The organism is Aureimonas sp. AU4 (assembly GCF_001463765.1).
Classification (GTDB): domain Bacteria; phylum Pseudomonadota; class Alphaproteobacteria; order Rhizobiales; family Rhizobiaceae; genus Aureimonas.
In genome coordinates this window covers 33,082-45,474 of record NZ_BBWK01000034.1, presented here as the reverse complement: position 1 = coordinate 45,474, position 12,393 = coordinate 33,082, and the positions used below count along the sequence as shown (strand labels likewise).

The following is a 12,393-nucleotide window of genomic DNA, read 5'->3' as shown; positions in this document are numbered from 1 at the left end:
CATGACCCAAACGACCGATAGGCCGGTTCTCGAACTGGCGAACTACTCCGTGCGCTTCTCCACGCCCGACGGCGAGGTGAAGGCCGTCAGCGACGTCGATCTCGCGGTCCATGCCGGCGAGACGCTGGCGATCGTGGGCGAGTCGGGCTCCGGCAAGTCGCAGACCTTCAACGGCGTCTTCGGCCTTCTGGCGCGAAACGGGCGCACGGAAGGAGAGGCGCGCCTCGAGGGCCGGGACCTTCTCGCGCTGAAGTCCCATGAGCTCGACCGCTATCGCGGTCGCGACATGGCCATGGTGTTCCAGGACCCGATGACGGCGCTCAACCCCGTCATGAAGATCCGCCGCCAGCTCGCCGAGACGCTGGAGGTGCACAAGGGCGTGCCCCGCCGCGAGGCGGAGGGCCAGGCCCTCGCCATGCTGAAGCGCGTCGGCATCCCCGATGCCGAACGGCGCATCGAGCAGTACCCGCACGAGCTCTCGGGCGGTATGCGGCAGCGCGTCGTGATCGCCATGGCGCTTCTCTGCGCGCCCAAGGTCATCGTCGCCGACGAGCCGACCACGGCCCTCGACGTCACGATCCAGGCGCAGATCCTCGAGCTCTTCGCCGAACAGACCGCAGGCTCGCGCACGGCGCTCGTCCTCATCACGCACGATCTCGGCGTGGTGGCGGGCGTCGCGACCCGCATCGCGGTTATGTATGCGGGGCGCGTCGTGGAGGAGGGGACGGTGGACGACGTCTTCCAGGCGCCCGCGCACCCTTATACGGCCGCGCTTCTCGCCTCGATCCCGCGCGTCGACCGCGACGCCGGAACCGTGGAGCCCATTCCGGGCCGTCCGCCCAATCTCATCCATCCGCCGAAGGGCTGCGCCTTCCATCCGCGCTGCCGGGCCGCCGTCGAGCGCTGCGTCGCCGAGCGCCCGCCGCTGGAGCGCGTCGCGCGCGAGGGCACGGGGCCGCGCCGCGCTGCCTGCTGGCGCCCCTTCGCGCTGGCCGACCGGGGAACCGCATCGCAGGAGACGCCCGCCCATGTCTGAGACCGGAACGCCCATCCTCGACGTGCGGAACCTGTCGACCCGCTTCACGCTGCGCGGCAAGGGCCTTTTCTCCAAGACCCAGACCCTCAAGGCGGTGAACGACGTCTCCTTCTCGGTGCGCGAGGGCGAGACGCTCGGCGTCGTCGGCGAGTCGGGTTGCGGCAAGTCCACGCTCGGCCGCTCGATCCTGCGCCTCGTCGAACCGACGGAAGGCAAGGTCGTCTGGCAGGGCCGCGAGCTGACCGAGCTCTCGGCCGCCGACATGCGCCGGGCGCGGCGAGACCTGTCGATCATCTTCCAGGACCCGATCGCCTCGCTCGACCCGCGCATGACGGTGGGCGACATCATCGCCGAGCCCCTGCGCGTCGCCGAGCCGAACCTCAGCCGCACCGAGCGTCGCGCCCGCGTCGAGAAGGTCATGGCCGAGGTCGGCCTCGTGCGCGAGATGATCAACCGCTACCCGCACGAGTTCTCGGGCGGCCAGGCGCAGCGCATCGGCATCGCGCGCGCCATCGTCACCGAGCCCAAGCTCATCGTCTGCGACGAGCCGGTCTCGGCGCTCGACGTCTCGATCCAGGCGCAGATCGTGAACCTCCTTCGCGATCTGCGTGAGCGGCGCGGCCTGACGCTGATCTTCATCAGCCACGACCTGTCGGTGGTACGCCTCGTCTCCGACCGCATCCTCGTCCTGTATCTCGGGCGCGTGGTGGAGACGGGGCCGCGTGCCGCCGTGTTCGAGCGGCCGGCCCATCCCTATAGCCGTGCGCTCTTGTCGGCGGCGCCCATTCCCGACCCCGCCATCGCGCGCACCCGCAAGCGAACCGTCCTCCAGGGCGATCCGCCCTCGCCGGTGAACCCGCCGTCCGGCTGCGCCTTCCGCACGCGCTGCCCGATCGCGGAAGAGATCTGCGCCACGGACCCGCCGCAGCTACGCGCGGTGGAGGCCGCCCACGAGGCCGCCTGCCACTTCGCGGGCGAAGAGGCGGCGCGGCGCATGAAGGCCAAGGAGGCTCCGGCGCTGGAAGCGCTGGCGGGCTGAACGAAGAAGGGCCGGTCCCTGGACCGGCCCTTTTCGCATTTCGGCCCTGTCGTCTCAGGCCGCCATCATCTCGGCCTCGGGCGTCTTGGCGCCGGTCATCAGCGCGACCGCGTCCGACATGGAGATGCTTTTCGGGTCCACCACGCAGAGCCGCTTCGACAGGCGGTGGATGTGGATGCGATCGGCGATCTCGAAGACGTGCGGCATGTTGTGCGAGATGAGCACGATCGGCAGGCCGCGCGAGCGTACCTCGAGGATGAGGTCGAGAACTTTGCGCGACTCCTTCACGCCGAGCGCGGCCGTCGGCTCGTCGAGGATCAGCACCTTGGAGCCGAAGGCGGCGGCTCGCGCCACCGCCACGCCCTGCCGCTGGCCGCCCGACAGCGTTTCCACCGGCTGGTCGATGTTCTGGATGGTCATGAGGCCGAGCTCGTTCAGCTTCTCGCGCGCGATGCGGCGCATGGAGGGCTTGTCGAGCATGCGCAGGTAGGTGCCGAGCGGCCCCGAGCGCCGCATCTCGCGGCCGAGGAACATGTTGTCGGCGATCGAGAGAGCCGGCGAGAGCGCGAGCTGCTGGTACACCGTCTCGATGCCGGCGTCGCGCGCGGCCTGCGGGTTTGCGAAGTTCGCGACCTGCCCGTCGAGCTTGATCTCGCCCGCGTCCGGCGTGACGGCGCCCGACAGGGCCTTGATCAAGGTCGACTTGCCCGCGCCGTTGTCGCCGATCACGGCGAGGATTTCGCCGGGATAGAGGTCGAAGTCGGCGTTGTCGATCGCGACCACGCGGCCGTAGCGCTTCGAAAGACCCCGTGCCTGCAGCACGGGCTGATTGCCGAGATGTGCCATTACGCCGAGACCTTCCGGATCCACTGGTCGGCCGCGACCGCCAGGATGATGAGGGCGCCGACCGCGAGGCGCGTCCACTGCGGGTCGGTCCCGTAGATGCGCAGGCCCATGGCGAAGACGCCGACGATGAGCGCGCCGACCATCGTGCCGAGCACCGAGCCACGCCCGCCGAAGAGCGAGGTGCCGCCGATCACCACGGCCGTGATGGCCTGGATGTTCGCCTCCGTGCCCGAGGTCGGCGACACCGAGCCGATGCGCCCGATCAGGGCCCAGCCGGCGAAGGCGCAGATGAGGCCCGAGACCGCGTAGACCGACGTCAGGACGCGGGTGGAGCGGATGCCCGACAGGCGCGCGGCGTCTTCGTCGTCGCCGATCGCGTACACATGCCGTCCCCAGGCCGTGTAGTTCAGGATGTAGTAGAAGACCGCGACGAGCCCGAGCGCCGCCACCACCGCGTAGGTGAACACCGCGCCGCCGATCTGGAAGCTCTTACCCAGGAACTGCAGCATGGGCGCGGCCGCCTCGACGTCCTGCGCGCGGATCGTGGCGTTCTGCGTGTAGATGAAGTTGACGGCCTCGAAGATGAACCAGGTGCCCAGCGTCACGATGAAGGGCGGCAGGCGCACGCGCGCCACGAGGAAGCCGTTGATGGCGCCGCAGAGCGTGCCGACTGCGAGGCCGATCGTGAGGGCCAGCGGCGCCGGCACGCCGTTCACCACGGCCAGGTTGCCCATGATCACCGAGCTCAAGACCATGATGGCGCCGACCGAGAGATCGATGCCGGCCGTGAGAATGATCAGGGTCTGCGCGACGCCGACGATGCCCACGATCGCCACCTGCTGAAGGATCAGCGTCATCGTGAAGGCGTTGAAGAACCGGCCGCCGATCAGGAGGCCGAACACCAGAATGCCGAAGAGCAGCACGATCACCGGCACCATGGTCGGGTTGCCGTGCAGGAAGTGCTGGAGATGCTGGAGCGGCGTGCGCCCGCGCGCGGAGAAGTCCGCAACCCGCGTGTCGCTGTTCGCCAGCCCCTGCTCGAAGTCGCTCCCCTTGCGGGTCGTCTCACTCATGGCGTGAAGCCTCCCTGGTGCTCGGGGCTCCGGCGGGGCTATCGCCCCGGACCCCATCCGGGAAGGACTTCCCGGACCCTTCTTTTCTTTTGATGGGTCTCTTCGATCCGGGCGGGAGTCGTCGGCCCCCGCCCGGATCGAACACTCTTCAAGAGAAGAGGGGTCCAGGGGACATCATGTTCCCTGGTCGGAGTGCAGGGGTGAAACCCCTGCGGACATCCTTCAACCCCAGCAGGCCTTGGCGGCCGCCGCCGAGTCCATGGACTTCACGCCCTGGGCGGGCTGGTCGGTCACGAGGTCGACGCCGGTGTTGGTGATCTGGAGGCCCTCGGACGCCTTCGGCTTCTCGCCCGACTCGGCGAAGCGCTTCACCGCCTCGACGCCCTGCGAGGCCATCTTCAGCGGATACTGCATCGAGGTCGCGCCGATCACGCCGTCCTTGACGTTGGCGATGCCCGGGCAGCCGCCGTCCACCGAGACGATCGTCACCTTGCCGCCGAGGCCGAGACCCTTCAGCGCCTCGTAGGCGCCGGCCGCGGCCGGCTCGTTGATCGTGTAGACGAGGTTGATGCCGGGGTCCTTCTGGAGAAGGTTCTCCATGGCCTGGCGGCCGCCTTCCTCGTTGCCGTTGGTGATGTCGTGCCCGACGATGCGCTTGTCGTCCTCGTCGCCCACCACGTCCTTGTTCTTCACGTCGATGCCGAAGCCCTCCATGAAGCCCTGGTCGCGCAGGACCGCGACGGAGGGCTGCTGGGGGGTGAGGTCGAGGAAGGCGATCTTCGCGTTGGCCGCCTCGGCGCCCATCTTGGCCTTGGCCCACTGGCCGATCAGGACTCCCGCCTCGTAGTTGTCGGTCGCGAACGTGGCGTCGGCCGAGGTGAGGGGCTCCAGCGGCGTGTCGAGCGCGATCACGATGAGGCCGGCGTCGCGCGCCTTCTGCACGGTCGGAACGATGCCCTTGGTGTCGGAGGCCGCGATCAGGATGCCCTTGGCGCCGCCCGCGATGCAGCTCTCGATCGCCTGCACCTGGCTGTCGGAATCGCCGTCGACCCGGCCGGCATAGCTCTGCAGCTTGATGCCGAGCTCCTTGGCCTTCGCCTCGGCGCCTTCCTTCATCTTCACGAAGAATGGGTTGGTGTCGGTCTTGGTGATCAGGCAGACCGTGATCGGCGACTGGGCCGCGGCCGGCGCGACCAGGGCGGCGAGACCCAGCGCGCCCAGCGCGGCGGAAGCGAGAAGCTGACGAAGCTGCACGATGGAACATCCTCCCGGAAGACAGCCGAGCGGGGCCCGCGGCAAGCGAAGGACACCCGGTGCGGCTGGATGCGAACCTCCTCGCCCGCACCCTTCGACGCGATCTGACAAACTGGGATAGCCCTTGTCAATCGATAACTCACGAGGATTTATTTATTGACAGTTCATGCCGGAGGGTCGAACCCTTGCCCCACGACGTCCGCAAGAGACGGGGAGGACCACGTGGCGGAGGACGCCTTGCGCGCCTTGGAGATAGAGCTGCCGCGCCCTTTGGAAGGGGCGGACGGCACCCTGCGCGGCTCGAATCAGGCCAGCCTTCGCGCGCACAACGAACGGGCGGTCCTGTCGCTGATTCGACGGCACGGGGCTCTGGCCAAGAGCGAGATCGCCCGCCTTTCGGGCCTCTCGCCGCAGACCGCGTCCGTGATCATGCGCCAGCTCGAGCGCGACGGGCTCGTACTGCCCGGCGAGCCGCGGCGCGGGCGCGTCGGCCAGCCCTCGGTTCCCATGCGCCTCGACCCGGACGGCGCCTTCTCGCTCGGCCTGAAGCTCGGGCGGCGCACCAGCGAGATGGTGCTCATGGACTTCGTGGGCAGCGTGCGCGAGAGCCGGGCGATCCTCTACCGCTACCCGCGGCGCGACGACATCCTGCGCTTCGTGGCGGAGGCGGCGGGCGAGTTGCGCGCGACGCTGCCCGCAAAGCTGCGCCCGCGCATCGCGGGCCTCGGCGTCGGCCTGCCGTTCGAGCTCTGGTCCTGGGTCGAAGCGAACGGCGCGCCGGTCGAGGAGCTGGACGCGTGGCGCGACCTCGACACGGCGGCCGAGATCGCGGCGCTGACGGGCGAGACCGTCTTCCTCGCCAACGACGTGACCGCCGCCTGCGGCGCCGAGCAGGCCTTCGGCCGGCAGCCCTCGGCCGACTACGTCTATTTCTTCGTCGGGGCGTTCGTCGGCGGAGGCATCGTGATCGACGGCAGCCTCGTGGCGGGGCGGCTCGGCAATGCCGGGGCGCTCGGCTCCATGCCGGTTGCGGGCCCGGGCGGGCAGGGCCGCGTCCAGCTCATCCACGCCGCCTCGATCCATGTCCTGGAGCGCATGGTGGAGGACGAGGGCGGCGAGGGCGTCGACCTCTGGCGGCGCGACGCGGACTGGTCAGGCCTCGGGCCCGCGCTCGACGGCTGGATCGCCACCGCCGCGCAAGGGCTCGCCGAGGCCGTCACCTCCGCCACCGCCGTCTACGACTTCGAGCACGCCGTGATCGACGGCTCGTTTCCCGCGAACGTGCGGGCCCGGCTCGTCGAGGCGGTCGCGCAAGCGCTGGAGGGAATGGAGCGGCGCGGCCTGTCGCCGGTCGGCGTGCGGGAGGGCACGATCGGGCGCTCGGCGCGCGAGGTCGGCTCGGCGAGCCTGCCCTTCTTCGCCAAGTTCCTGCTCGACCATCGCGTGCTCCTGACCGAGCGCGGGTAACGCGACAAAGCAAGAAGCTGGAGCCGGTCCGGTGAACCGGGGTTCAGCGGACGGGCTCCGGGCGTTCAGCCGTCGCCGGCGCCCGGCTCCGGGGCGACGCGCAGGACCGACCCTTCCGCACCGGTCACGCGCACGGCGGTGCCGGCCGGCAGGTCCGGCCCTTCCGCGATCCACCAGCCGTCCTCGATCGCGACCCGGCCGCGCCCGCCGCGGATCGCCTCGCTGACCACGGCGTGGCGTCCGACAAGGCGTGCCGCGCCCCGGTTCGGCTCCGGCGAGGCGCCCTCGCGCGCCGGGCGGCGCTGTCCGTACCAGCGGTGGCCGACCAGCGTGACGGCGGCCGAGACCACGGCGAAGCCGATCACCTGGCTCTGCCAGGACAGGTCCGGCACGATCAGCGCGTTGAGGCCGATCACCAAGGCGGCGATGCCGAAGAACAGGAGATAGACGCCCGGCGCGAAGACCTCGGCGCCGAGCAGCAGGAGCCCGGCGATCCACCAGCCCGTGCTCGTCATGAACTCGGCCATGGCGGCTCAGTCTCCCTGCGGCGGCACCGCGAAATTCGGCATGCGCGGGACCGGCGAGGCCGCCGGCCGCGGGCTGACAGGAGCCGAGGTGCGCTCCGGCGCCTCGGGGAAGGTCGCCCGCGCGATCTCGGCGATGCCGCCGATCGCGCCGATCACGGAGGAGGCCTCCAGCGGCATCAGGACGACGCGCTGGTTGGGCGCCGACGCGATCTTCGCGAGCGCGTCGGTGTAGCGCTGGGCGACGAAGTAGTTGATGGCCTGGACGTCGCCGCTCGCGATCGCCTCCGAGACGAGCCGCGTCGCCTTGGCCTCGGCCTCGGCGAGCCGCTCGCGCGCCTCGGCCTCGCGGAAGGCCGCCTCGCGCTTGCCCTCGGCCTCGAGGATCTGCGCCTGCTTCTGACCTTCCGCCTTCAGGATCTGGGCGTTGCGCTTGCCCTCCGCCTCGAGGATCTCGGCGCGCTTCTCGCGCTCCGCCATCATCTGGCGCGCCATGGAGTCCACGAGGTTCTTCGGGGGATTGATGTCCTTGATCTCGATGCGCGTGATCTTGATGCCCCAGCCGTGCGCGGCCTGATCGACCACGCGCAGGATGCGCTCCGAGATCGTGTCGCGGTTCGACAGGAGGTCGTCGAGGTCCATCGAGCCCATGACCGAGCGAAGGTTCGTCATCACGAGGTTGAGGACGGCGTATTTGAGGTTCGACACCTCGTAGGCGGCGCTGGACGCGTCGAGGATCTGGTAGAAGGCGACGCCGTCGGCGGCGACGGAAGCGTTGTCGCGTGTGATGACCTCCTGGGTCGGCACGTCGAGCACCTGCTCCATCATGTTCATCTTGTGCCCGATCCGCTCCACGAAGGGCGTGATCAGGTTGAGGCCGGGCGTCAGCGTTCGCACGTAGCGCCCGAAGTTCTCGACCGTGTAGTTGTAGCCCTGCGGCACGATCTTGACCGTCGAGGCGACTACCACGACCGCCACGAACAGGAGAACGACGACGAGAATGCCGCCAAGGCCGATGGTCTCCAGCATGTCGTCCCGTTTCCTTCCGCTCGTTCCGATCAGGGGGCTTCTATCCCATCGCTGCGGGAAATGCGCCCCGGGAACACGCAAGGCGCGTGGCCGCCGGGGCGCATTGGGCGGTGGTTCAGTCGACCTCGCGGATGCGGCCATCCGTGTGCGGTGCGTAGGCGCCGCCCTGCGCCTGCAGGTAGCCCACCACCACGTCCTCCATGTTCGGGCCGTAGTCGTAGGCATTCTCAGCCTTCTCGGCGAAGACCTTGTAGCCGTCGCCGCCCTGGCGCAGGAAGTTGTTGGACACGACCGTATAGGTCGCGGCCGGGTCGATCGGCACCCACTCGCCGGCGTCGTTCCGCACCCGCACCGCCTTGATCCGGCTGACGCCCGCCTGGCCCTTGCGCGACCAGTCGAACTGGAGGCCGGCGACCTGCGGGAAGCGGCCGGCCGTTTCCTCGACCTGGCTGACGCCGTTCTCGAGCGCCGCCCGGATATCGGCGCCCGTCAGCTGGAAGGTCGCGATCGTGTTCTGGAAGGGCAGGACGGTCAGGATCTCGCCCATGGTGACGGGGCCGGCATCGATCGAGGCGCGGATGTTGCCGCCGTTGCCCATGGCGATCGTCACGCCCTGGTCCTTGGTGCGCTCGAGGATCGCGTCGGCGACGAGGTTGCCGCCTTCGCATTCCGCGACGCGGCAGCGCTCTCGCGCGCCGTCGATGGGCTTCGCGGCCTCGGCCACGACCTTGGAGCGGATCTCTTCCAGCGGCTTGGCGAGCTCGGCGACCCGCGCCTTGATGCTCTCGTCCTCGGCGACCGACGCATCGAGAAGGACCGGCGCCCCTTCCGCCTTCGTCACGCGGCCCTCGTCGTCGAAGGAGACGCGCAGCTCGCCGAGATACTTGGAATAAGCGTAGGCCTGGACGATCGGGACGTCCCGGCCGCTCGCGCCCTTCACCATCGTCGGATAGGGGCCGGCGGCCTTCGGGTCCGTGGAGGACAGAAGCGTGTGCGAGTGGCCGCCCACGATCACGTCGATCTCCGGCACCTCGGCGGCGAGGCGCTTGTCGACCTCGTAGCCGGAATGGCTGACGAGGATGATCTTGTTGACCCCTTGCGCCGTGAGGCTGGCCGCTTCGCGCTTGGCCGCCTCGACCGGATCGCCGAAGTCGATCGACTTGCCGGCTGCCGTCAGCTCCTGGTTGTCGCGCGGCGTCAGGCCGATGAGGCCGATCCGCTCGCCGCCCTTCTCGATGATCGTGGAGGGCTTCACCAGCGCGGCCAGCGCCGGCTCGCGCGCCATGTCGGCATTGGCCATCAGCATGGGAAACTTGGCGGCGCTGGCAAACGCCTGGATCACGGGCACGCCGTCGTCGAACTCGTGGTTGCCCACCGCCATCGCCTCGAAGCCGAGGCGGTTCATCATCTCGGCCGAGTCCTTGTCCCGGTAGTAGGTGTAGAACAGCGAGCCCTGGCTCTGGTCGCCGGCATCGAGAAGGAGCGTCGGCTTGTTGCCCGCGCGGGCTTTCGCCGCCTCGATCGCGGTCGCGATACGCGCGATGCCACCGAAGCAGCTCTTCTCGTCCGCCGCCTTCTGCGAGCAGGGGCCGTCGTACTTGTCGATCGGCTCCATGCGCGAGTGGAAGTCGTTGATGTGAAGGATCGTCAGGTCGAAGGCGTGGGCCGGCAGGCTCGCACCGGTCAGAAGGGCGGCAAGGCCGAGGATCGCGGGCTTCATCGTAGGTCGTGTCCTCTCGTGAATGCGGGGGCAGTGTGGTCGGCGCGCCGCTGGTTTGGCAACCGCGAAGCGCAGCCTACCTTACCGCCGGCCGGTAAAGTCCGTTTGACACCGCACCCGGCGATGCGGGACACCCGGCACGACAAGCGACGCGCCGCATGCGGTCGGCGCATTCGGAAAACGGGAGAGGGGCCCCATGACAGAGTACAGCGAGATCCATTCTCTGCGCGTCGCAGAGGAGCTGCGCCGCTTCGCCGAAGACGAGGCGCTGCCCGGGACCGGCATCGAGGCCGACCGCTTCTGGCGATCGCTGTCGGAACTCCTTCACGACCTTGGACCGCGCAATCGCGAGCTGCTCGCGACGCGCGACGAGCTGCAGGCGCGGATCGACGCATGGTGCCGCGAGCGCCAGGGCGGCGCCGTGGACGGCGAGGCCGCCGAGAGCTTCCTGCGGGAGATCGGCTACATCGTGCCGGAAGGGCAGCCCTTCGCGGTCGAGACCGAGAATGTCGATCCCGAGATCGCGAGCCTCGCCGGCCCCCAGCTCGTCGTGCCGGTGCTCAACGCGCGCTTCGCCCTGAACGCGGCGAATGCCCGCTGGGGCTCGCTCTACGATGCGCTCTACGGCACGGACGCCCTGTCCGAGGAGGGCGGCGCCGAACGAGGCGGACGCGCCTACAACCCCCGGCGCGGCGAGCGCGTCGTGGCATGGGCGCGCCGCTTCCTCGACCGCTCCGCGCCGCTGAACGGCGCCTCGTGGAGCGACGCGCGCTCCTTCCATGTCGAGAAGAACCGTCTTCTGGCGACGCTGGAGGACGCGCGGCAGGTTCCGCTCGCCGACCCCGAGCAGTTCGCCGGCTATCGCGGCGAGGCCGCGGCGCCGACGGTGCTTCTCCTGGCCACCCACGGCCTCCATGCCGAGGTCGTGATCGACCGCTCTTCGCCGATCGGCTCGAGCGACCCGGCGGGCATCGCGGACGTCGTCCTGGAGTCGGCCGTCACCACGATCCAGGACTGCGAGGACTCGGTCGCCGCCGTCGACGCCGAGGACAAGGTCGCCGTCTATCGCAACTGGCTGGGCCTGATGCGCGGTGATCTTGCCGACACGTTCCAGAAGGGCGGCGAGACCGTGACGCGCCGGCTCAATCCCGACCGCGACTACGCCGCGCCCGACGGCTCGAAGCTCACGCTGCCCGGCCGCTCGCTGATGCTGGTTCGCAACGTCGGCCACCTCATGACCAACCCGGCCGTTCTGATGGGAGACGGGCAGGAAGCGCCCGAGGGGCTTCTCGACGCCATGTTCACGGTGCTCTGCGCCCTGCATGACCTGCGCAAGACGGACGGCCCGCGCAACTCGCGCGCCGGCTCGATCTACGTCGTGAAGCCCAAGATGCACGGGCCCGACGAGGTGGAGTTCGCCGACGAGACCTTCGCGCGCGTGGAGGCGGCGCTCGGCCTCGAGCCCTACACGGTGAAGATGGGCATCATGGACGAGGAGCGCCGCACGACGGTGAACCTTGCCGAATGCATCCGCCGGGCACGCCACCGCGTCGTGTTCATCAACACCGGCTTCCTCGACCGGACCGGCGACGAGATCCACACCTCGATGGAGCTCGGACCCATGATCCGCAAGGGCGACATGCGCGCCGCCACCTGGATCAAGGCCTACGAGGACCGCAACGTCGACACGGGCCTCGCCTGCGGCCTCAAGGGGCACGCCCAGATCGGCAAGGGCATGTGGGCCATGCCCGACAAGATGGCCGCCATGCTGGAGCAGAAGGTGGGCCATCCCAAGAGCGGCGCCAACACGGCCTGGGTGCCGAGCCCGACCGCCGCGACGCTCCACGCCACGCACTATCACGAGGTCGACGTCGCGGCGGTCCAGTCCAGGCTCGAGGGTGAGGCGCGCACCAAGCTCTCCGAGATCCTGACCATCCCGATCGCGGTCCGCCCGAACTGGAGCCCGGAGGACATCCAGGCCGAGCTCGACAACAACGCGCAAGGCATCCTCGGCTATGTCGTGCGCTGGATCGACCAGGGCATCGGCTGCTCCAAGGTGCCCGACATCAACGATGTCGGCCTGATGGAGGACCGCGCGACGCTGCGCATCTCCTCGCAGCACATCGCCAACTGGCTGCGCCACGGCGTCGTCACCGAGGCCCAGGTGCTCGAGACCATGAAGCGCATGGCAGGCGTCGTCGACCGGCAGAATGCTGGCGATGCCCTGTACCAACCGATGGCGCAGGACTTCGACCGCTCGGTCGCCTTCCAGGCCGCGCTCGACCTCGTGCTCAAGGGCCGCGAGCAGCCGAACGGCTACACCGAGCCGGTGCTTCACCGCCGCCGCCAGGAGCGCAAGGCGCAGTTTGGCGCCTGACCTCGACGCGGCGAGGCTTGGCGCCTCG

The 12,393-nt window shown here is 69.5% G+C and carries 10 protein-coding genes; 4 read left to right on the top strand and 6 right to left on the bottom strand.

All coding sequences use genetic code 11. The features are described from left to right. The first annotated feature begins 1 nt into the window (after position 1). Both AUL35_RS11230 and AUL35_RS11225 read left to right on the top strand, forming a co-directional pair. Positions 2-1,036: an ABC transporter ATP-binding protein gene (locus AUL35_RS11230; protein WP_062014808.1), complete on the top strand. Its 1,035-nt coding sequence runs from the start codon at positions 2-4 to the stop codon at positions 1,034-1,036. Next, positions 1,029-2,075 carry an ABC transporter ATP-binding protein gene (locus AUL35_RS11225; RefSeq protein ID WP_062014806.1) on the top strand — a complete coding sequence of 349 codons (1,047 nt, stop codon included), beginning with the start codon at positions 1,029-1,031 and terminating at the stop codon, positions 2,073-2,075. The genes AUL35_RS11230 and AUL35_RS11225 overlap by 8 nt, the downstream gene beginning before the upstream one ends. 54 nt (positions 2,076-2,129) lie before the next feature. Here the strand turns inward: AUL35_RS11225 and AUL35_RS11220 are convergent, their stop codons facing one another. The 3 genes from AUL35_RS11220 to AUL35_RS11210 form a co-directional block, all read right to left on the bottom strand. Then, entirely contained in the window at positions 2,130-2,921 is a 792-nt protein-coding gene (locus AUL35_RS11220; RefSeq protein WP_062014804.1) for an ATP-binding cassette domain-containing protein, read from the bottom strand. Beyond that, positions 2,921-3,994 (bottom strand): ABC transporter permease, encoded by a 1,074-nt coding sequence (locus AUL35_RS11215; RefSeq protein WP_062014802.1) that lies wholly within the window; start codon positions 3,992-3,994, stop codon positions 2,921-2,923. Before AUL35_RS11215 ends, AUL35_RS11220 begins: the two co-directional genes overlap by 1 nt. Positions 3,995-4,216: 222 nt before the next feature. After that, positions 4,217-5,248, bottom strand: a complete 1,032-nt coding sequence (locus AUL35_RS11210) for a sugar ABC transporter substrate-binding protein (RefSeq protein WP_082666269.1) — start codon at positions 5,246-5,248, stop codon at positions 4,217-4,219. Positions 5,249-5,470: 222 nt separating this feature from the next. On the opposite strand from AUL35_RS11210, the gene AUL35_RS11205 reads away from it, so the two are divergent. Then, positions 5,471-6,715, top strand: a complete 1,245-nt coding sequence (locus tag AUL35_RS11205; RefSeq protein WP_244493744.1) for an ROK family transcriptional regulator — start codon at positions 5,471-5,473, stop codon at positions 6,713-6,715. Positions 6,716-6,780: 65 nt separating this feature from the next. On the opposite strand, the gene AUL35_RS11200 is transcribed toward AUL35_RS11205, so the two are convergent. The 3 genes from AUL35_RS11200 to AUL35_RS11190 form a co-directional block, all read right to left on the bottom strand. Continuing rightward, positions 6,781-7,242, bottom strand: coding sequence for an NfeD family protein (locus AUL35_RS11200; RefSeq protein WP_062014799.1), 462 nt, complete (start codon positions 7,240-7,242; stop codon positions 6,781-6,783). A gap of 6 nt (positions 7,243-7,248) precedes the next feature. Then, positions 7,249-8,268, bottom strand: coding sequence for an SPFH domain-containing protein (locus AUL35_RS11195; protein WP_062014797.1), 1,020 nt, complete (start codon positions 8,266-8,268; stop codon positions 7,249-7,251). Positions 8,269-8,383: 115 nt separating this feature from the next. Further along, positions 8,384-9,988, bottom strand: a complete 1,605-nt coding sequence (locus AUL35_RS11190) for a bifunctional UDP-sugar hydrolase/5'-nucleotidase (protein ID WP_062014795.1) — start codon at positions 9,986-9,988, stop codon at positions 8,384-8,386. Between the two features lie 196 nt (positions 9,989-10,184). Between AUL35_RS11190 and AUL35_RS11185 the strand changes: the two genes are divergently transcribed. Next, a complete protein-coding gene (locus tag AUL35_RS11185; RefSeq protein WP_062014793.1) occupies positions 10,185-12,365 on the top strand; it encodes a malate synthase G in 2,181 nt (726 codons plus the stop codon). Positions 12,366-12,393 lie beyond the last annotated feature (28 nt).